A 20,484-nucleotide genomic window follows, 5' to 3' on the forward strand; every position below is an offset into this window, starting at 1 on the left:
AGGTTTAAAGGTCGTCGTCCTTGTCAAAGCGCCGCGCTTCACGCTGCAGTTGGTACACAAAACGTTCAACCTGGCGCTGTACCAGGCCGCTCATGTTGTGAAAGCGCACGCCGGCGAAGGTGGTGTTGATCTTGTCTTCGAAGTGCAGGTAACGCAGTTCCACCGAGGTGGTCATGCTGCCGAAGGGCAGGGCGGCGATAAAGCGGTCATACACCTGGCCCAGTTGCAGGCGATCGGCGATGTCGCCTTCAAAACGCAGCTTGCAGCCGGTAGCGGAGATGTCCAGCAGCTTGCCGCTGATCGGTGCCTTGAGCTTTTCGCCACCCAGCTCGATGCTGACCAGTTGGGCCAGCTTCAATGCGGCGCGAAAGGCATTGCGACGCTGATGGTAGACCACCTCGTCGGGCATGCTGCCGGTGTAGATGCGGTGGCCGCCTTTTTCACTGATGGTCAGCGTGCCGTTGCTTTCCCAGGCGATTCGCACGCCATCATGGAAGCCTTCAATGCGGAACGGTTCGCCATTTTCAAGGTAGCGTTCACCGTCACGGGGGATCATTTCGTCGAGGGCGAGCGTTTTGCTGTCCCGATCAATATCCACCAGATAGCTTTGAAACCGCTGGCTGCGTTCATGAAAAGTGATGATCAGCGGGTCATGGCTTTCTTGCAGCATCCGCAACGTGCTGGCGATTTCCAGAGGCGTGGTGAGCACCTTGGGTGGCTGCGGAGCATCTTCCGCATTAAGGGCGTTGAACACGGTTCTTCCATCTCCAGGCAAAATACGACTACACGCAAGAACCGGCATTTTGCCAGTATGTAGCGCGCCTTGGATAGGGCGCGCTGTAAACCGGTGTCAGGCTTGGCTGCGGGTGCTTGGCTTGACCAGTCGCGAGGTGGAACCCTGGGCGTTGTACAGCGCAGGAGGCTCTCCGCCGTGGAGTATGCGCAACTGGTTGGCGGTCGTAGCCTGCTGCAGCTGGATCGACTGGCCGTTGAGCAGGTTGGCTTCCTGGCACTGGGCCAGCAATTGATTGAGTGCGGTGCTCTGAGCCAGCAACTGATCGCCTACCGAGGAGTGGCTGGCCAGTTGTGCCAGGCCGTCATGATCAGCCGGCAGGCCGAGGCTGATGAGAATTTCGCTGCGCTTCTTGCCATGCTGCTCCAGCAGCACGATCAGCGACTGTTTGCGCGCCAGGATTTCCTCCAGCAAGCGCATATCCCGGCCATAGAGGGCCAGGGATTCTTCTTTGAGCAGCTCGAGCAGAAGTTGCGTCGGCGCCAGATCATCAATGATCAGTTCAAGCAAATGTTCGTCGTGGTGCATGGCTGGCCTTGGGTTTTAAGCGTCCACAAGCCCTGCGCAGGCCTTTGCCTAGCGCTCGGCTTCGAAGTTAAGCAGCTTGCTGGCTACACGGTTGCTGTCGACTTTATAGCTGCCATCAGCGATTGCCTGCTTCAATTCGGCCACGCGGGCTTTATTGACAACGGGTTGATCGCGCAGCGAGTCAGTGACCTTCTGCAACTGTTGAGCCTCATTGCTCAGGTGTACCGATTCCCCGCTCTGGCTGGCGCTGGCCTGTTCTGCCTTGGCGGCAGGTGCTGGCTGGGACTTGGCTTCTACGCCGTCCTTTGCCCCGCTGGTGCGCGTATTGCCCTGCAAAGCCTGGGTGTTATTTAAACGACTGAAATCAATGACCATGTTAAAAAAACCTCTGGGTATTTGGACGCTTGCCATGTTTTCGGCCATACCCGGATAAACTTTAGGCCCGATTGACAATAAACCTGTACAGGTCGACATCCCACGCACAGTGTAGGAAAACCTAGCGTTTCACACCAGTGATCTATAGTGCCACCTCGACTTGGCCCGGCGCCGTCACCTGCGCCTTGATCACACGGTTGGAATTGAGGTTCTTGACCCGGATCTGCTCGCTCATCCCGCCATTGGACAGCGCCTCCCCCGGCATTTTTACCGTCAGCCCACCGCTGCTGGCGGAAATCACCACCTGGTCGCCCTTGCGAATCACCTCAGCCTGTTCCAGATGCACCAGCGTAATAACCTGGTCGGTGACCATTGGTCGGGTCAGTTTCTGCCCGATGGCTTGGTCCACAGCGGTGAGGTAGCCCTGGTTGATCAGGCTGATGTCGCGTTCACGCAGGGCCACGTCTTCAAAACCAATGATGCCGGTGCGTTTGAGCGGGCGTGTGACCACAACCACATCGCGGAACAGTTTAACCTGCGCCGGCACAAACACGGTCCAGGGTGAGGCGCCCTCGCAGCGCACTTTTACCGTCACGCGGCCGATGGGCTGGGCCGGACTTTCGAGGCTGGCCGTCAATTCCTTGTCGCACATAGGCATGCGCAGGCGCGGGTCCAGTTGGTTGACCTGGATTTCGTAACGCCCCGGGGTTTGGGTGGTCGCCAGATAATCTTCTACAGTGAACTCAAGAAAGCCTTGGGTGACGCCGATAAGGAGATCAGGCAAGGTGACATTATCTGCGCGAGCCGTGGTGCCCGAGCCCAAGGCAAGCAAAGCCATCGTTGCGCAGAGCAATCTGCGATACCGTGGGATGCGTCGGAAAACTGTCGTTTTAAGGTTCATAGACCAATAAATAGCAAAGCCCGTGCCGTTTAGTGTTGGGTGAGCGTCGTTGCCCTTGTAGGTATAGCCAAAGGTTTTAGCGTAGGAGTCAAGGCATGGCAGGAGTAATGGACTCAGTAAACCAGCGCACACAGCTGGTAGGGCAGAATCGCCTGGAACTGTTGCTTTTTCGCCTGGACGGCAAGCAGCTGTACGGCATCAATGTGTTTAAAGTGCGGGAAGTGCTGCAGTGCCCCAAGCTGACCATATTGCCTAAATCCAGTCCGGTGGTCTGCGGCGTAGCGAATATCCGAGGCGCGACCATTCCGATTCTCGACCTGGCCATGGCCACCGGTTCTTCGGGGTTGCAGGACCGCGAAAGCCCCTTTGTGATCATCACCGAATACAACACCAAGACCCAGGGTTTCCTGGTGCGCTCGGTGGAACGCATCGTCAACATGAACTGGGAGGAGATCCATCCGCCGCCCAAGGGCACCGGGCGCGATCACTACCTCACGGCGGTGACGCGGGTCGACAACCAGTTGGTCGAAATCATCGACGTGGAAAAGATCCTCGCCGAAGTCGCCCCCACCTCGGAAACCATTTCGGTTGGCGTGGTAGACGCCGAAACCGCGCACAAGGCAGTGTCACTGCGTGTGCTGACGGTGGACGACTCCTCGGTGGCGCGCAAGCAGGTCAGCCGTTGCCTGCAAACCGTCGGCGTGGAAGTGGTGGCCTTGAACGATGGTCGCCAGGCCTTGGATTACCTGCGCAAGCTGGTGGACGAAGGCAAGAAGCCGGAGGAAGAGTTCCTGATGATGATCTCCGACATTGAAATGCCGGAAATGGACGGCTACACCCTCACGGCCGAAATACGTAACGACCCACGCATGCAAAAATTGCATATCATCCTGCATACTTCCTTGTCGGGCGTATTCAATCAGGCGATGGTCAAGAAGGTCGGTGCCGATGACTTCCTGGCCAAATTCCGCCCTGATGACCTGGCATCCCGGGTAGTCGACCGGATCAAGGCAGCAGATCACGGCTAGGGGGATTTCCTCCTGGCGGTCACACGATTTAAGAGGCGGTATCATTGTCTACGGGTAATTTGGATTTCGAACAGTTCCGGGTCTTCCTGGAAAAAGCCTGTGGCATATTGCTCGGTGAAAACAAGCAGTACCTGGTATCCAGCCGTCTCAACAAACTGATGGAGCAGCAGGGCATCAAGTCCCTGGGCGAGTTGGTGCAGCGCATCCAGGGCCAGCCGCGCAGTGGGCTTAAGGAAATGGTGGTAGATGCCATGACCACCAACGAAACCTTGTGGTTTCGTGATACCTACCCCTTTGAAGTGCTCAAGAACAAAGTGCTGCCGGAGGCCATCAAGGCCAGCCCCGGCCAGCGCCTGCGCATCTGGTCGGCCGCCTGTTCTTCGGGGCAGGAACCGTACTCGATCTCGATGTCGATCGATGAGTTCGAGCGCACGAACATGGGCCATTTGAAGGCCGGCGCGCAGATTGTCGCCACCGATTTGTCCGGCACCATGCTCACCAACTGCAAGACCGGCGAGTACGACAGCCTGGCCCTGGGTCGTGGTTTGTCCCAGGAGCGCCTGCAACGCTTCTTCGACCCCAAAGGGGCCGGGCGCTGGGCGGTCAAGGCGCCGATCAAGAGCCGTGTGGAGTTTCGCTCGTTCAACCTGCTCGACAGCTATGCCAGCCTCGGCAAGTTCGACATGGTGTTCTGCCGCAATGTGCTGATCTACTTCTCGGCAGAGGTGAAGAAGGACATCCTGCTGCGCATTCACGGTACGCTCAAGCGCGGGGGCTACCTGTTTCTTGGCGCGTCCGAAGCGCTCAACGGGCTACCGGACCATTACCAGATGGTGCAATGCAGCCCAGGCATCATTTATCAGGCCAAGTGACGGTGGCTTGAGCAAAAAAAACGGGAAGCCCCGCAAAGGCTTCCCGTTTTTATGTGCGCCGAGCGCCGGTTTTTTTTACGGGCGGTGGTTAGGGCCTGGGTGTCATTCGGATATTGCCCAGGAAGAGAAGATTGTCCTTGCCGGGGATGGTCTCGTTGAAAATACCCAAATGCACAGTGCCGGTACTGCCTGCGGTAAATGTCCCGGTTCCGGTTTGAGTTGATGCGTTGGTTATGTTTTGTACGTTGGCACCGATTCGGCTGCCGTTAATCGTCAGATACAGCGTCGAGCCATCTCCAGCGGGTGTACCACCAAAGACATCAAAGCTGAAATCGTAGGTGCGCCCTGCGATGACCGATACGGGGCGAGTGATGATGTGGGCCCTGGTTACCTGGCTGCTGGGCAGGTCAACGACCACGCTGCCGTTGACGACGTGCAGCACCCCGCCTGCATAAACTGACTGAGCTACCCAGCCTTGGAACGTGCCATCGGCGAAATCCCACACTGTGCCAGGCAGAGGCACAACAATAACGCCTGCGTCGATGGACACGGTTGACGTCGGCGCAAAGTACACGTCGCGGCTGCCACGCCGAATGCGTAGCAATAAAAACACATTGGTGCCTGACTTACGGGTAATGAATGATTTGAGTATCGGAAAGTTGAGCTCGGCCTCGTCTTCCTCTGCCTCATAGCTCAGGTTGTACGTTCTGCCGTTTTCGCCGATCACGTTTGCGACGATCAGATCACCCGTCTTGATGGCAAAGGCGCAAGTCATTTCAACTGTTTTACCGATCAGCAGTTTGGTCTGCAGGTTTGGAATGGGTAGCGCGTTGTCCTGCAGGACGAATCGGAGGGGAGGAATAGTCAGCATGTTGTGCCTCTGCTTTTCGCATGTAGGGGGTTGCGAGATAAGGCGCGTAGAAGGGCAGGCGCGACAACTGTCAGAAATGACAGTGCAGACGAACGGTCAAAGCCGCCGGCGCGCAGGGGCAGCCTGTTTAGCGTTTGCCACCGGCAGTAAAAGCGGCAACCGCCATTGCCGCTTTACTGGCGCCACGCGGAAGCCCATTGCCGCTTTTCTGGCATTGCCGCCGGCAAATCCCGCGCAACCCCTTGATTTACGGGCATGCAGCGAATTGGCACGGGCCTTGCTATAACCCAGATACGAAAAGCAGGTCAGCCTAAAGGTTTCCGCCATGAGCATCAGCTTCGATAAAGCGCTCGGTATCCACGAACAAGCCCTGGGCTTCCGCGCTCAGCGTGCCGAAGTCCTGGCCAACAACATTGCCAACGCCGACACCCCGAACTATAAGGCTCGGGACTTGGACTTTTCCGCCGTGCTCGCCGCGCAGCAGGACAAGACCAAGAACGGCACCTTCGCCTTGAACATGACCAACAGCCGTCATATCGAAGCGCAAGGCCTGGGCAATGGGGACGAGTCGCTGCTGTATCGCACGCCGATGCAGCCATCGATCGACCAGAACACCGTCGACGCCCAGCTGGAGCAATCGGCCTACGCCGAGAACTCGGTGAACTTTCAGGCCAGCTTCACCCTGCTTAACAGCAAATTCAAAGGGCTGATGTCAGCCCTGCGCGGAGAGTAAGCCATGTCCCTCGCCAGTGTTTTCAATATTGCCGGCAGTGGCATGAGCGCGCAGACCACGCGTTTGAACACCGTCGCCAGTAACATCGCCAACGCCGAGACCGTGTCTTCGAGCATTGACCAGACCTACCGCGCCCGCCACCCGGTGTTCGCCACCATGTTTCAGGGTGGCCAGGCCGGCCAGAGCGGCAGCGGTGATTCGCTGTTCCAGAATCAGGATGCGGCCGGCCAAGGCGTGCAGGTGCTCGGCGTGGTTGAGGACCAGAGCAACCTGGAAGCCCGCTACGAGCCGAACCACCCCGCCGCGAACGAAAAGGGCTATGTGTACTACCCCAACGTCAACGTGGTTGAGGAAATGGCCGACATGATTTCCGCCAGCCGCTCGTTTCAGACCAACGCGGAAATGATGAACACCGCCAAAACCATGATGCAGAAGGTCCTGACCCTGGGTCAGTGATAAGGGGCGCCAAATAATGGCCATTGTTGATACCACTTCTACACCCAACTCGGCGGTTCAGGACCTGTTCAACTCCAAGGTCAAGACTGCTACAGATAACAGCGGCCTTGAAGGTGCCGCCAAGGCGGCCACGGGCAACCAGGCGCTGGGCAAGGACGCGTTCCTGCAATTGCTGGTGACCCAGCTGAAAAACCAGAACCCGCTGTCGCCTCAAGACAACGGCGCCTTCGTGGCGCAGTTGGCTCAATTCAGCAGCCTGGAAGGCATCAACACCCTGAACGACTCGGTGAATGCGATCTCCAGCAACTTCAGCTCTTCCCAAGCGCTGCAGGCGTCGTCGCTGGTCGGGCGTTCGATCATCACCCAGACCGACAAGGCCATGGTGGATACCAGCAAAAGCATGACCGGCTCGGTAGCAGTGACGGCAGCGACGGGCAACGTCTCGGTGAAAATCACCGACAAAGACGGCAATGTGGTGCGCACCATCGACATGGGCGCCCAAAGCGCCGGCGATTCAAGCTTTATCTGGGATGGCAAGAACGACAATGGCGAAGTCGCCCCCGCCGGCACTTACACCTTCGCGGCCAGCACCAAGAATGACAAAGGCGACTCGGTTGCCCTGTTGACGTCGCTGCCGGCAACGGTCACCAGCGTGACGTTGAGCAAGACCGGCGGCGAAATGCTGCTTAACCTTGCAGGCGGCATGGGCAGCGTCAAGCTGTCGCAAATTCAGACTATCGGTACATAGAGCCGGCTAAATACGGCAGAAGGAGAGAAACATGTCTTTTAACATCGGCCTTAGCGGCCTCTATGCGGCCAACAAACAACTGGACGTGACCGGCAACAACATTGCCAACGTTGCGACCACCGGTTTCAAAGCGTCCCGCGCGGAATTTTCCGACATCTACGCGGCGTCCAAGCTGGGCACCGGCCAGAACAGTGTCGGCAGCGGCGTGAACCTGGCGGCAGTGTCTCAGCAGTTCACCCAGGGTGACGTCAACAACACCGGCGGCTTGCTGGACATGGCGATCCAGGGCGGCGGTTTCTTCGTGCAGAAGGGCAGTGACGGTTCGCTGGAATACACCCGCAGCGGCACTTTCCGTGCGGACAAAGACGGCTTTATCACCAACAACACCGGCACCTCGCGCCTGCAAGGCTACGCAGCGGACGCCGATGGCAACATCATCAAAGGCGCGCTGACCGACCTGCAATTGAACCTGTCGAACCTGCCGCCCAAGGCGTCCACCAAAGTGGACTCCACCAGTAACCTGAACTCTTCCTCGCCGGTGATCGACCAGGCGGCCCACCCGTTCGATCCAACCGAGTCCAGCTCGTTCAGCACCCAGTACAACACCACGTTGTATGACACGCAGGGTAACGCGCACCCGATGGTGCAGTACCTGGTCAAAACCGACTCCAACACCTGGAAGTCCTACACCCTGATCGACGGCCGTAACCCTGACGGTTCGGCGCCTACCGGCACAGGCTCGACGCCACCGGTGGCATCGACGTTGAGCTTTGACGGCTCCGGCAAACTCACCGGGATTGTGACCGGCACTACCTCCAGCACCACCTTGCAGCTGACCGGCTGGGTGCCGGGTACCGTGACCAATGGTGTGTGGACCAAAAACGGCGCGAATGCCAACCCTGGCGGGATTGCCATCAACATGGGCAACATCACCCAGTACAACTCGGCCACCTACCGTAACCCTCCGGTCACCGATGGCTACGCCACCGGCCAGATCACCGGCCTGAACATCGACGGTAACGGCGTGCTGTTCGCCACTTTCAGCAACCAGCAGAGCAAGTCCATTGGCCAGCTCTCCCTGGCCAGCTTCAACAATGAACAGGGCCTGCAGCCCTCGGGTGGCACCACCTGGAAAGAGACCTTCGCCTCGGGCCAGCCGGGTTACGACGCTCCGCAATCCGGTACCTTGGGGTCGATCGTGTCCAAGTCCCTGGAAAACTCCAACGTCAACCTGACCAACGAGCTGGTGGACCTGATCAAGGCCCAGAGCAACTACCAGGCGAACGCCAAGACCATCTCCACCCAGAGCACCATCATGCAGACCATTATTCAGATGACCTGATGCGGTTGGCCTGACACTGCTGCGAACGAAAGCCCCTCACGCGAGGGGCTTTTTTTTGCGTGCAATTTGGCTGGAAATAATTCCCACCCTGCGCTCGATTACGACCCGACATGCTTTTGCTGGAACCGACTACGCCCTTCATTCCACTTATCGGACTTAAAGGTATTGGATCTTACGGGGGCTGGTATGTGGAATTCGTCGATGTCTGGCCATGGGGCCGCAGGTGTGCGTTATGACGTGGGCGGCGCGGGGGCGGGGCAGAATCTGTGGGACGTAAGCCGTACAGAGAAAAAAAAGGATGACGTAGACGCCGATAAAAAAACCATCGCCCAGATGCTCAAACAGTTGGATGAGGCCGAAAAGGGCAATAAAAACCAAACCGCCCAGGACTTGCGGGACAAGCTCAATAAAAAACGCAAGGAGCTGGGGGAGGAGAAGTTCAAGGAGATCCTTGAGGCGTTGAAGAAGGACGCCTCCAGCGATTTGCTCGCGTTGTTGAAGAAGCTGTTTCCGGATCTGTTCCCGGATGAGCCGTCACCAGCGCCTGCGCCAGCACCTCAACCGTCACCAGGTGGTGGTGGTGGTGGTGTTGGTGGTGGTGGTGGTGGTGGTGGCACGGTCAATCCCAGTAATTTCGGCTCCGTAGAGTCCATGAGCAGCAAACCCTTTACTCAAGGAGCTCAATTCACTAACTACACGCCCGACAAAAGCAACCCCGGGGAAAAACCTGGCATGGGCAGGGAACTCGGCAACATCTGGAGTGGCTTCAGGCAGGGGCCAGACGGAAACTGCATCACTGTGTCGGCCATAAAGGCCGCGATGATGAAGTTTGGCAAGAAAGCTACTGACGTGTTCAGGGATGTGAAAGCAGCAGGCGATGGATGGGACGTGCAGATGAAGGATGGGTTTCAACTCCATCTGAGCCGGAATGAATTAACGCAGGCGGCGCAACAGGCTCGGTTCATGGGGAATGATCCGCAAATGATGACCAACGCCAACTTTATGTACGCCGCCAGCGCCAAACGTGCGCAGATGGAAGGTAATAAGGGGTTTGGTTATGGGAACGATCACAACGCCAAAAGAAGTTACCGTGATGCATTAGTGAGTTTGAATGACGGTGAACACCGTAATGAGGGGCTGGATCGTCTGGGTCTCAAAGGCTTGTACAGGCAGTCATCGAGTGACGAACTTGCCCGTGGTGCGTTGGGGGTTGTGAACTACGATCACCATTCGATGGCAGTTATTGGCGGCCGCTTAGAGTTATGGGGCGGGCGAGGTGGTCGACCTGGAAGGGAGAATCCGGGAGAGGCATACGCATTTGTATAGCGTGACAGACAAGCTGCAATAAAAAAGCCCGTTAACCCAAAAGAGTTAACGGGCTTTTCAGCAACCGCTCAGCTTATTGGCAAGCTTCGCAATCCGGCTCGTCAATCGCGCAAGCCTTTGGCACTGGCGCCGGGCCGGCTGGAGCAGCCAGCACCGAATCATCACCGTGGTTGCCGCTGGAAACAGCGTTGAGCTTACCGGTATTGATGGTCGACTTCTCGGTGCTGGTCGCGGCCAGGGCACGGAGGTAGTAAGTGGTTTTCAGGCCACGGTACCAGGCCATGCGGTAGGTCACGTCTAGCTTCTTGCCCGAGGCACCGGCGATGTACAGGTTCAGCGACTGCGCCTGGTCGATCCACTTCTGACGACGGCTGGCGGCGTCAACGATCCACTTGGTGTCCACTTCGAAGGCCGTCGCGTAGAGCTCTTTGAGTTCTTGCGGGATGCGCTCGATCTGCTGCACCGAACCGTCGTAGTACTTCAGGTCGTTGATCATGACCGAGTCCCACAGACCGCGGGCCTTGAGGTCGCGAACCAGGTACGGGTTGATCACGGTGAATTCGCCCGACAGGTTCGATTTCACGTACAGGTTCTGGTAAGTCGGTTCGATCGACTGCGATACGCCAGTGATGTTGGCGATGGTTGCGGTCGGTGCGATGGCCATGATGTTGGAGTTACGAATACCTTTCTGCACACGGGCACGTACCGGCGCCCAGTCCAGAGTTTCGTTCAGGTCAACGTCGATGTACTTCTGGCCGCGCTGCTCGATCAGGATCTGTTGTGAGTCCAGCGGCAGGATGCCCTTGGACCACAGCGAACCCTGGAACGTCTCGTAGGCGCCGCGCTCGTCGGCCAGGTCGCAGGAAGCCTGGATCGCGTAGTAGCTGACCGCTTCCATGGACTTGTCGGCGAACTCGACCGCAGCGTCCGAACCGTACGGAATGTGCTGCAGGTACAAGGCGTCCTGGAAGCCCATGATGCCCAGGCCGACCGGACGGTGCTTGAAGTTGGAGTTCTGCGCCTGTGGCACCGAGTAGTAGTTGATGTCGATTACGTTATCGAGCATGCGTACGGCGGTGTTGACGGTGCGTTCCAGCTTGGCGGTGTCCAGCTTGCCGTTGACGATGTGGTTCGGCAGGTTGATCGAGCCCAGGTTGCAAACGGCGATCTCGTCCTTGTTGGTGTTCAAGGTGATCTCTGTGCACAGGTTCGAACTGTGGACCACGCCCACGTGCTGCTGCGGGCTGCGCAGGTTGCACGGGTCTTTGAAGGTCAGCCATGGGTGGCCGGTTTCAAACAGCATGGACAGCATTTTGCGCCACAGGTCTTTGGCCTGGATGGTCTTGAACAGCTTGATCTTGCCTGGGTACTGGGACAGGGCTTCGTAGTACTCGTAACGCTCTTCGAAGGCCTTGCCAGTCAGGTCGTGCAGGTCCGGCACTTCGGATGGCGAGAACAGGGTCCACGGGCCGTCATCGAAGACACGCTTCATGAACAGATCAGGGATCCAGTTGGCGGTGTTCATGTCGTGGGTACGACGACGATCATCACCGGTGTTCTTGCGCAGCTCGATGAACTCTTCAATGTCCATGTGCCAGGTTTCCAGGTACGCACACACAGCGCCTTTGCGCTTGCCGCCCTGGTTGACCGCAACGGCGGTGTCGTTGACCACTTTCAGGAACGGTACAACGCCCTGGGATTTGCCGTTGGTGCCCTTGATGTAAGAACCCAGTGCACGCACCGGCGTCCAGTCGTTACCCAGGCCGCCGGCGAATTTGGACAACATGGCGTTGTCGTGGATCGCGTGGTAGATGCCCGACAGGTCATCCGGCACGGTGGTCAGGTAGCAACTCGACAGCTGTGGACGCAGGGTGCCGGCGTTGAACAGGGTTGGGGTCGACGACATGTAGTCGAAGGACGACAACAGGTTGTAGAACTCGATGGCGCGGTCTTCTTTGTGCTTCTCTTCAATCGCCAGGCCCATGGCCACGCGCATGAAGAACACTTGCGGCAGTTCGAAGCGCACACCGTCCTTGTGGATGAAGTAACGGTCGTACAGGGTTTGCAGGCCCAGGTAGGTAAACTGCTGGTCGCGCTCGTGGTTGATCGCCTTGCCGAGTTTTTCCAGGTCGAAGGTGGCCAGGATCGGGTTCAGCAATTCGAATTCGATACCCTTGGCGATGTAGGCCGGCAGGGCCTTGGCGTACAGGTCAGCCATCTCGTGGTGGGTGGCGCTGTCGGCCACGCCCAGGAAGCCCAGGCCTTCGGCACGCAGGGTGTCCATCAGCAGGCGCGCGGTCACGAACGAGTAGTTCGGCTCACGTTCAACCAGGGTACGGGCGGTCATCACCAGAGCGGTGTTGACGTCGGTCAGGGCCACGCCGTCGTACAGGTTCTTCAGGGTTTCGCGCTGGATCAGGTCACCGTCGACTTCTTCCAGACCTTCGCAGGCCTCGGTGATGATGGTGTTCAGGCGGCCCAGGTCCAGCGGAGCAAAGCTGCCGTCGGCCAGGGTAATGCGGATCGACGGGTGAGCTTGCACGGCCGCTTCTTCAGCCGGGGTGCGCACGGCACGTTCCTTGGAGCGGGCGTCACGGTAGATCACGTAGTCGCGCGCCACTTTCTGCTCGCCGGCACGCATCAGGGCCAGTTCAACCTGGTCCTGGATTTCTTCGATGTGGATGGTGCCGCCCGACGGCATGCGACGCTTGAAGGTCGCGGTAACCTGTTCGGTCAGGCGGGCAACGGTGTCATGGATGCGCGACGAGGCAGCAGCGGTGCCGCCTTCAACTGCAAGAAACGCTTTGGTGATGGCGACGGTGATTTTGTCATCGGTGTAAGGAACGACAGTGCCGTTACGCTTGATCACGCGCAGTTGGCCAGGTGCGGTGGCGGACAGATCCAGGTTCGAATCGGCGGCCTGCGGCACGGAGCCCTGCGGGTTCTCGCGAGTTGTGTCGGTTTGCATGGGGGGTTGTCTCCACATTCTATATTTATTTGGGCACCATCAAGGTGCCCACCGTTCCGTCCTGAAGCATTTACAACAGGCCTGGGCCTGGCATAACAACTTCGGGACAGGAGGAAGGGAGCTCATCGCGCCGCTTCCATGCCGAAGTCTTCGGTTCGGGGCTTCAAAGAGCCCTTGGCCGTATTCCTGCCGGGTGACAGTGGCTCGCTCCAAGCACTGCAACACCCGTACCGTTTTCTGCCAATTGGGCGGGGAAAACGGTTGCCATCCGCGTGCGCGGTTTGGGCTTTTAAAAAAGGCTTTGGTTCAACCAAACAGGAGCAAGAAAGCGCTTGAGTTTCTTGTCTGATTTGTGTTTGGTTTTTCGCTTAAAACCCTACATGTAGGGTTTTTTTAGCGCCGAGGTACAAGATAATGCGTTTTGGGGGGCTTAGCAACGCACTACCTGTGGATAACGCTGTGGGTAAAATGTGTATGAAACGTGGAACGCCCGTGTAGGCCGCAGTACTGCTGGATTACGCCGTTTGTCACCGAATATTCCAAGGCAAAAACCGTCTGTTGGTTTTTTGAGGGCGCGAACCCTATCACAAAAAAACGCGATCACCGAATGGATTTCCAGGCGTGTACTGGAGGGCTGGCCCATGGCTACAATCGGCCCCTATAGAGAGAGGCCACATTGTGTTTCCCGCACATGACAATAATGAGAAGCGAGGTAGCGCATGGAGCAAGAAGCCTGGCAAATATTGATCGTCGAAGACGACGAACGATTGGCCGAGTTGACCCGTGATTACCTGGAGAGCAACGGCTTGCAGGTGTCCGTGGAGAGTGATGGTGCCCAGGCGGCGGCGCGCATCATCGCCGAACAACCGGACCTGGTGATCCTCGACCTGATGCTGCCCGGCGAGGACGGCCTGAGCATCTGCCGCAAGGTCCGCGAGCGCTACGACGGGGTGATCCTGATGCTTACCGCGCGCACCGACGATATGGACCAGGTGCAGGGCCTGGACATGGGCGCCGACGACTATGTGTGCAAACCCGTGCGCCCGCGCTTGTTGCTGGCGCGAATCCAGGCGTTGTTGCGGCGCAGCGAGCCGGCAATACCCGCCGCCGTGGAAAACCAGCGGCGCCTGCAGTTCGGCCCGCTGGTGGTGGACAACGCCCTGCGCGAAGCCTGGCTGCACGAGGGCAGCATCGAGCTGACCAGCGCCGAGTTCGACCTCTTGTGGCTGCTGGTGGCGAATGCCGGGCGCATCCTGTCCCGCGAAGAAATCTTTATTGCCTTGCGCGGGATTGGCTACGACGGCCAGGACCGCTCCATCGACGTGCGCATCTCGCGTATTCGGCCCAAGATCGGCGACGACCCGATTCACCCGCGGCTGATCAAGACCATTCGCAGCAAAGGCTACTTGTTCGTCCCCGAAGCTGCCGCCGACATGCCGCTGTGAACTCGATCTTCCTGCGCATCTACGGCGGCATGTGCGCGGCGCTGGTCCTGGTGGCGTTGCTCGGCGTGCTGGCCCTGCACCTGCTCAATGAAGTGCGCAGCGGCCAGTACCGTGAGCGTCTGGCCCACGGCACCTTCGCGCTGATGGGCGACAACCTGCAACCGATGAGCGCGATAGAGCGCCAGCGCGCCCTGGCGGTGTGGGAGCGCTTGCTCGGCATTCCCCTGGAACTGCGTCCCTTGGCGGACGCCCAGTTGGACCTGACCCAGCGCAATCGCCTGCAACGTGGCCAGGTGCTGGTGGAGCAGACCGGCCCGCATGCCGCGCGCGTGCTGCGCCTGGTCAGCGAACAGTCGCAGCTTGTGCTCACGGGTGAAGTGCAGCAGATCAGCGAGCAGCTGGCGCGTGCGACGATTTACCTGCTGGCTGACGAACTGGTGCGCTTCCCGGTGGCCGAGCAGCCGCAACGCCTGGCGGACATAAAAGAGGCCAAGGGTTTTGGCTTTGAGATGCACCTGATGACGCTGGATCAGGCGGATATGGATGACGACCAGCGCCGCCGCGTCGCGGAAGGCGATACGGTGATGGCCCTGGGCAAGGGCGGCGATTCCATCCGCGTATTCGCCGGCATGGTCGGCACGCCGTGGGTGCTGGAAATCGGCCCGCTGTATCAAATGACCCCGTCCCCGCCGCAGTGGCTGATCCTGATCGCGTTGATCAGCCTCACGCTCATCGGGTTGATCGTGTACCTCTTGGTGCGTCAGCTCGAACGGCGCCTCAAAGGCCTGGAAGCAGCGGCCACGCGCATCGCCAAAGGCAACCTGGAAGTGCGTGTGCCGGCCCGTGGCGCCGATTCGGTAGGGCGTTTGGCCGCCGCCTTTAATGGCATGGCCGAGCACTTGCAGCAATTGCTGGCGATCCAGCGCGAGCTGGTGCGCGCGGTCTCCCACGAGTTGCGCACTCCGGTGGCGCGCCTGCGCTTTGGCCTGGAGATGATCGGCGACGCCGCCACCCCAGAGGCGCGGCGTAAATATATGGAAGGCATGGACAGCGATATCCAGGACCTCGACGGCCTGGTCGACGAGATGCTCACCTACGCCCGCCTGGAGCAAGGCGCGCCGGAGCTGAATTTCCAGCGGGTCGACCTTAATGCCTTGCTCGATCAGGTGATCGGCGAATTATCGCCACTGCGCCCGCAGGTCAGTGTCGCCCGTGGCATCTGCCTGTCCTCGGCACATTGGGATGACGCCTGGGTCGACGCCGAACCGCGCTACCTGCACCGCGCCCTGCAAAATTTGGTGAGCAATGCCATGCGCCATGCCCAAAGCCAGGTATTGATCAGTTATCAAGTGGGTCAGGTGCGCTGCCGCATCGATGTGGAAGATGACGGACCGGGCGTGCCGGAAAGCGCCTGGGAGCGGATCTTCACGCCCTTTTTGCGTCTGGACGACAGTCGCACGCGAGCTTCAGGCGGGCATGGTCTGGGTTTGTCGATCGTGCGGCGGATTATCTATTGGCACGGCGGGCGGGCGTTGATCAGCAAGAGCAACAACCTGGGTGGGGCGTGTTTCAGTTTGAGTTGGCCCAGGGATCAGGACAAGACTTAAGACCGCCATCGCAGGCAAGCCAGCTCCCACATTTTGAATGCATTCGCAAACCTAAGGTGGGAGCCGGGCTTGCCCGCGATAGCGATCTATCAGGCGCCGACCGCCACCAGACTCAACAACTGCTCCCCCTCCACCGCAAACTGCCCCTCCAACTCCTTGCCATAACACCATTCAGCAGACAGGTCCGTCAGCAACCGCAACCGCACGCGCCCAGCCTGCGACCACTCAAGCACTTCGGCATGCTCAAAGTAGAAACGCTTTTGCACAATCGGATACAGCGCTTTGAACAGGCTCTCCTTGACCGAAAACGTCAGCGTCACCAGCAAGGCAACCTGCTCGCGTGGCCCCAGTGCCATGCGCTGCAATTCGTCGGGCGTCAGAATTTCCCCAGCCAAACGCTCCGCCCGCTCCAATGACAGCAGGTTCTCCAGGTCCATCCCCAGCCCGCGCCATTGCGCCTTGTGCCCGACAATGGCCGCTGCATGCCCGGTGCTGTGGGTGATGGAGCCGCTGATATGCCCAGGCCACACCGGCGCACGGTCATCACCGATGGCCGGCACGCAATCCAGTTGGTCAAGCTGTTGCAGCGCTGCACGGGCGCACAGGCGACCGGCGAGGAACTCCGCCTGGCGTTTGGCCACCGAGCGCTGGATGCTGGCCGGCGGCGGCACCGCGCTGCGCTGGAAGTCATCGGCGAGCAACAAGGCCGGGTCGAATCGCGTGCTCAAGAACACCGTGCCCGGCAGCGGGATGGGCAGTGGCCAATGGGCATCGAGTGGGGTGCAGCAAGCGGGTAGAGGCGTCATGCGCTGTATTTTGCGTCAGTTGGTACGCCAGTGCATAGCCCGCAGCGGTTCAGGCCAGGTTCAGAGCCCGTTCAGGGGGAGTTCAGGGGCGCCTGCGTAGTCTGGCTTTAACAGCCAAAACGCGTAGAGGTAAGCCCAATGACTGCGATCAAAAAGCTGATTCTGGCCTTAAGCATGCTCGGTGCCACTGCTGGGGTTCAGGCTTCGGACGGTGCTTTTGCCGGGTTCGGCAGCGAGAAAACCAGGAAATCCAGCAACCTGATCCAACGTGTGAGCCTCGAAGAGGTAGGCGGCCAGGCCGCGCCTTGGGGCCAATCTTTGGGCATGACCACGCCGCAACCTGCCTACCGTACCGGCTACGAACACCTGACGGGCCAATACAATGGCATTAAACTGCGCCCGCAAGACTTGCAGGGCCGCTATGATATCCCCCTGTCGGACAGTTGAATCGCCTTGGAGAGCCTTATGAAATTGCTGGTCGTGGAAGATGAGGCGCTGCTGCGCCATCACCTGTTCACCCGCCTGACCGACAGCGGCCATGTGGTCGAAGCCGTGGCCAATGCCGAGGAAGCCCTGTACCAGACCGGCCAATTCAACCATGACCTGGCGATTATCGACCTGGGCCTGCCCGGCATGGGCGGCCTGGACCTGATCCGCCAACTGCGCAGCCAGGCCAAGACCTTTCCTATCCTGATCCTCACCGCGCGCGGCAACTGGCAGGACAAGGTCGAAGGCCTGGCCGCCGGTGCCGACGATTACGTGGTCAAGCCGTTCCAGTTCGAAGAACTGGAGGCGCGGATGAACGCCTTGCTGCGCCGCTCCAGCGGGTTCACCCAATCGACCATCGTCGCCGGGCCGTTGCTGCTGGACCTCAATCGCAAACAAGCCTCGCTGGATGAGCAGCCGCTGGCGCTGACGGCCTACGAGTACCGGATTCTCGAATACCTGATGCGCCATCATCAGCAAGTGGTCGCCAAGGACCGCCTGATGGAACAGCTCTACCCCGATGACGACGAGCGTGATCCGAACGTGATCGAAGTGCTGGTGGGTCGCCTGCGCCGCAAGCTGGAAGGCCCGGCCGGGTTCAAACCGATCGACACCGTGCGTGGCCTGGGCTACCTGTTCAATGAGCGCTGCCGTTGATTCGCTCGCTACGTGTGCGCTTGATGCTCGCGGCCACCACCCTGGCCGTGCTGTTTATGCTGGGCTTGTTGCCCGCCATGCAAGGCGCGTTCAGCCTGGCGCTGCAGGATTCCATCGAGCAGCGCCTGGCCTCGGATGTGACTACGCTGATTTCCGCCGCGCGGGTCGAAAACAACCGTCTGTTGATGCCGGCGCAGTTGCCGGACGAACGCTTCAACCTCACTGACAGCCGCCTGCTCGGTTACATCTACGACCGTGAAGGCCATCTGGTCTGGCGCTCGCGGGCGACCCAGGAAGAAAACATCAACTACAAGCCGCGCTACGACGGGCGCGGTAATGAATTTGCGCGGATTCGCGAAGCCAATGGCCAGGAGTTCTTCGTGTATGACGTCGAGGTCAAGCTGCTGGGCGGCAAGAGCGCGGCGTTCAGTATCGTCGCGCTGCAACCGGTGCGTGAATACCAACTGACCCTCGAAGGCCTGCAGGAAAACCTCTACCTGGGTTTCGGCGCGGCCTTGCTGGTATTGCTGACGCTGTTGTGGCTGGGCCTGACCTGGGGCCTGCAAGCCTTGCGACGCTTGAGTCAGGAACTTGACCAGATCGAAGGCGGCACCCGCGAAAGCCTCACCGAAGAACACCCGCGCGAACTGCTGCGCCTGACCGGCTCGCTCAACCGTTTGCTGCACAGCGAGCGCGAGCAGCGCGCGCGCTACCGCGACTCCCTCGACGACCTGGCCCACAGCCTGAAAACCCCGCTGGCGGTGTTGCAGGGCGTGAGTGAGGACATGGCCCAGCGCCCGGAAGAGCGCGGTCAGGCCTGGGTGCTGCAATCGCAGATCGAACGCATGAGCCAGCAGATCGGCTACCAATTGCAGCGCGCCAGCCTGCGTAAAAGTGGCCTGGTGCGTCACCAGGTGCGCCTGGAACCGGTGTTGCAAAGCCTGTGTGACACGCTGGACAAGGTTTACCGCGACAAACGCGTGACCGTGACCCTTGAGTTGCCGCCCGAGTGTGATGTGCCGATCGAGAAGGGCGCACTGCTTGAAATGCTCGGCAACCTGCTGGAAAACGCTTATCGCCTGTGCCTGAGTGAAGTGCGCATCAGCCTGACGGAGAACCTTGAAGGCACTGAGCTGTGCATCGAAGATGACGGCCCTGGCGTGCCGCCCGATCAGCGTGCGCGGATTCTGCAAAGGGGCGAGCGGCTGGACCGTCAGCATCCGGGGCAGGGTATCGGCTTGGCGGTGGTCAAGGACATCATTGAAAGCTACAGCGCGCGGCTGACCCTTGGGGATTCGCCGTTGGGTGGCGCGGCGTTCAAGATTCACTTTCCGGCGGCTTGATCCTTGTTGCCCTTACTGGCCCCATCGCAGGCAAGCCAGCTCCCACCTCTTTGATTGTGTGAACCCGATCAACGGTGGGAGCCGGGCTTGCCCGCGATGAGGCACGCCCAGGCAATCCACCTCTAGCTTTCTTGCGCCCGATACGCCCCCGGCGTCAGCCCGGTCCACTTCTTGAACGCCCGATGAAACGCCGAAGGCTCCGAAAACCCCAACTGCTCGGCAATCTCCTGCAACGACAAATCCGCACGCCCCAAGTGATAAATGGCGATGTCCCGCCGCAACTCATCCTTGAGCGCCTGAAAGCTGGTGCCTTCCTCGCGCAAATGCCGGCGCAGGGTTTGCGGGCTGATGTGCAGGTGCTGGGCGACGGCCTCCAGGTCGGGCCAGGGCGTGCGGTCGCGGCTGAGCAGGCGGCGCAGCTGGCTGCTTAAGCTGTCGCCTTCATCGGGCCGCGACAACAGGTCAGCGGGCGAGCGCTCGAGAAAGTGCTTGAGGGTGCGCTCGTCCTGCAACAACGGCAGGCTCAGGTATCGGGCGGGAAACACCAGGCTGCTGTTCGGTGCGCCAAATACCTGAGGGCACGGGAACAGCAGGTCGTATTCGCCCGCATGGGCCGGCATCGGGTAGCTGAACGTGGCCTGCTGCAGCCGGATACGCTGGCCGATCAACCAACTGCCCAGGCGATGCCAGATCACCAGCAGGCACTCGCTGAGAAAGTGGTCCGGGTCCCACAGCTGCGAATCGTCCAGGCTCAAACGGGCCAAGTCGCCTTCTCTGGTCAACTGCCAGCGCGGCCCCTGCGGGAATAGGCTATAAAATAATAAGCCGCGTTCCAGAGCCTTCTCCAGGGTGCGGCAGTGAATCAGCGCGTGGCACATCATGGCGAAGGTGCCGCGCTTGCTCGGGCCTTCGGCAAACCCCAGGTATTCGTCGTCCAGCCCCAGCCATAGCATTTGTAACAACCGGGTAAATTGCTCAGGGGCGATGCGGGCGCGGGGTTCGCTCAGCAGTTCCGGGGTGATGCCCACTTGCAGCAGCAGGCCCGAATAGTCGTAACCCGCGCGGCGCGCACCGCCCAGAGCGGCGCGGGCGTAGTGACTGGCGATGGTACGTTCACGCATGTGAGGGCCTCGTCCATGGAGTGGCGGATGTTAGCCATCACCGGGTAGGGCGACAAGGCGGATATCCGCCAAATTGTA

20 protein-coding genes are annotated in these 20,484 nt (G+C 59.6%); 12 read left to right on the plus strand and 8 right to left on the minus strand.

The window, feature by feature from the left end:
- Positions 1 to 4: 4 nt before the first annotated feature.
- The 4 genes from AOA59_RS07100 to flgA form a co-directional block, all read right to left on the minus strand.
- Complete coding sequence (locus tag AOA59_RS07100) at positions 5 to 754, minus strand: flagellar brake protein (RefSeq protein WP_099486604.1); 750 nt, start codon at positions 752 to 754, stop codon at positions 5 to 7.
- A 96-nt stretch (positions 755 to 850) separates the two neighbouring features.
- A complete protein-coding gene (locus AOA59_RS07105) occupies positions 851 to 1,321 on the minus strand; it encodes a flagella synthesis protein FlgN (RefSeq protein WP_017138391.1) in 471 nt (156 codons plus the stop codon).
- A gap of 48 nt (positions 1,322 to 1,369) precedes the next feature.
- Complete coding sequence (gene flgM / locus AOA59_RS07110) at positions 1,370 to 1,696, minus strand: flagellar biosynthesis anti-sigma factor FlgM (RefSeq protein ID WP_099486606.1); 327 nt, start codon at positions 1,694 to 1,696, stop codon at positions 1,370 to 1,372.
- A gap of 142 nt (positions 1,697 to 1,838) precedes the next feature.
- Positions 1,839 to 2,597: a flagellar basal body P-ring formation chaperone FlgA gene (gene flgA, locus AOA59_RS07115; RefSeq protein ID WP_065929336.1), complete on the minus strand. Its 759-nt coding sequence runs from the start codon at positions 2,595 to 2,597 to the stop codon at positions 1,839 to 1,841.
- A 95-nt stretch (positions 2,598 to 2,692) separates the two neighbouring features.
- On the opposite strand from flgA, the gene AOA59_RS07120 reads away from it, so the two are divergent.
- Positions 2,693 to 3,625, plus strand: coding sequence for a chemotaxis protein CheV (locus AOA59_RS07120; RefSeq protein ID WP_017138388.1), 933 nt, complete (start codon positions 2,693 to 2,695; stop codon positions 3,623 to 3,625).
- Positions 3,626 to 3,669: 44 nt separating this feature from the next.
- Entirely contained in the window at positions 3,670 to 4,497 is an 828-nt protein-coding gene (cheR, locus tag AOA59_RS07125; RefSeq protein ID WP_099486607.1) for a protein-glutamate O-methyltransferase CheR, read from the plus strand.
- Positions 4,498 to 4,585: 88 nt separating this feature from the next.
- On the opposite strand, the gene AOA59_RS07130 is transcribed toward cheR, so the two are convergent.
- Entirely contained in the window at positions 4,586 to 5,368 is a 783-nt protein-coding gene (locus AOA59_RS07130) for a hypothetical protein (protein WP_099486609.1), read from the minus strand.
- Positions 5,369 to 5,693: 325 nt separating this feature from the next.
- On the opposite strand from AOA59_RS07130, the gene flgB reads away from it, so the two are divergent.
- The 5 genes from flgB (at position 5,694) to AOA59_RS07155 (ending at position 9,973) form a co-directional block, all read left to right on the plus strand.
- The gene (flgB, locus tag AOA59_RS07135; protein ID WP_003214246.1) at positions 5,694 to 6,101 is read left to right on the plus strand and encodes a flagellar basal body rod protein FlgB; all 408 of its coding nucleotides are present in this window, start codon (positions 5,694 to 5,696) and stop codon (positions 6,099 to 6,101) included.
- 3 nt (positions 6,102 to 6,104) lie between these two features.
- The gene (gene flgC / locus AOA59_RS07140; protein ID WP_017138385.1) at positions 6,105 to 6,557 is read left to right on the plus strand and encodes a flagellar basal body rod protein FlgC; all 453 of its coding nucleotides are present in this window, start codon (positions 6,105 to 6,107) and stop codon (positions 6,555 to 6,557) included.
- 16 nt (positions 6,558 to 6,573) lie between these two features.
- Complete coding sequence (gene flgD, locus AOA59_RS07145; RefSeq protein ID WP_065929334.1) at positions 6,574 to 7,305, plus strand: flagellar hook assembly protein FlgD; 732 nt, start codon at positions 6,574 to 6,576, stop codon at positions 7,303 to 7,305.
- Between the two features lie 31 nt (positions 7,306 to 7,336).
- Positions 7,337 to 8,647: a flagellar hook protein FlgE gene (gene flgE, locus AOA59_RS07150; RefSeq protein ID WP_056861661.1), complete on the plus strand. Its 1,311-nt coding sequence runs from the start codon at positions 7,337 to 7,339 to the stop codon at positions 8,645 to 8,647.
- Positions 8,648 to 8,872: 225 nt separating this feature from the next.
- Positions 8,873 to 9,973, plus strand: coding sequence for a hypothetical protein (locus AOA59_RS07155; RefSeq protein WP_371919060.1), 1,101 nt, complete (start codon positions 8,873 to 8,875; stop codon positions 9,971 to 9,973).
- Positions 9,974 to 10,046: 73 nt separating this feature from the next.
- Here the strand turns inward: AOA59_RS07155 and AOA59_RS07160 are convergent, their stop codons facing one another.
- Positions 10,047 to 12,941: a ribonucleoside-diphosphate reductase subunit alpha gene (locus tag AOA59_RS07160; RefSeq protein WP_065929332.1), complete on the minus strand. Its 2,895-nt coding sequence runs from the start codon at positions 12,939 to 12,941 to the stop codon at positions 10,047 to 10,049.
- A 719-nt stretch (positions 12,942 to 13,660) separates the two neighbouring features.
- Between AOA59_RS07160 and AOA59_RS07165 the strand changes: the two genes are divergently transcribed.
- Both AOA59_RS07165 and AOA59_RS07170 read left to right on the plus strand, forming a co-directional pair.
- Positions 13,661 to 14,386, plus strand: a complete 726-nt coding sequence (locus AOA59_RS07165) for a response regulator (RefSeq protein ID WP_065929331.1) — start codon at positions 13,661 to 13,663, stop codon at positions 14,384 to 14,386.
- The gene (locus AOA59_RS07170) at positions 14,383 to 15,993 is read left to right on the plus strand and encodes an ATP-binding protein (protein ID WP_099486610.1); all 1,611 of its coding nucleotides are present in this window, start codon (positions 14,383 to 14,385) and stop codon (positions 15,991 to 15,993) included. Before AOA59_RS07165 ends, AOA59_RS07170 begins: the two co-directional genes overlap by 4 nt.
- 89 nt (positions 15,994 to 16,082) lie before the next feature.
- Here AOA59_RS07170 and AOA59_RS07175 read toward each other — a convergent pair whose 3' ends face one another.
- Positions 16,083 to 16,799, minus strand: coding sequence for a 4'-phosphopantetheinyl transferase (locus tag AOA59_RS07175; protein ID WP_065929329.1), 717 nt, complete (start codon positions 16,797 to 16,799; stop codon positions 16,083 to 16,085).
- Between the two features lie 138 nt (positions 16,800 to 16,937).
- On the opposite strand from AOA59_RS07175, the gene AOA59_RS07180 reads away from it, so the two are divergent.
- Genes AOA59_RS07180 through AOA59_RS07190 form a run of 3 tightly spaced genes read left to right on the plus strand, consistent with a single transcriptional unit; the run spans position 16,938 to position 19,285 of the window.
- Positions 16,938 to 17,246 carry a hypothetical protein gene (locus AOA59_RS07180; protein WP_065929328.1) on the plus strand — a complete coding sequence of 103 codons (309 nt, stop codon included), beginning with the start codon at positions 16,938 to 16,940 and terminating at the stop codon, positions 17,244 to 17,246.
- 18 nt (positions 17,247 to 17,264) lie between these two features.
- The gene (locus AOA59_RS07185; protein WP_017138377.1) at positions 17,265 to 17,942 is read left to right on the plus strand and encodes a response regulator; all 678 of its coding nucleotides are present in this window, start codon (positions 17,265 to 17,267) and stop codon (positions 17,940 to 17,942) included.
- Entirely contained in the window at positions 17,939 to 19,285 is a 1,347-nt protein-coding gene (locus tag AOA59_RS07190) for an ATP-binding protein (protein WP_065929327.1), read from the plus strand. Before AOA59_RS07185 ends, AOA59_RS07190 begins: the two co-directional genes overlap by 4 nt.
- A gap of 122 nt (positions 19,286 to 19,407) precedes the next feature.
- Here the strand turns inward: AOA59_RS07190 and AOA59_RS07195 are convergent, their stop codons facing one another.
- On the minus strand, positions 19,408 to 20,406 hold the full coding sequence (locus AOA59_RS07195; protein ID WP_017138375.1) for an AraC family transcriptional regulator: 999 nt from the start codon (positions 20,404 to 20,406) through the stop codon (positions 19,408 to 19,410).
- Positions 20,407 to 20,484: the final 78 nt, after the last annotated feature.

Origin of the sequence: Pseudomonas sp. 2822-15 (assembly GCF_002742515.1) — a bacterium.
Taxonomy (GTDB): Bacteria; Pseudomonadota; Gammaproteobacteria; order Pseudomonadales; family Pseudomonadaceae; genus Aquipseudomonas; species Aquipseudomonas salomonii.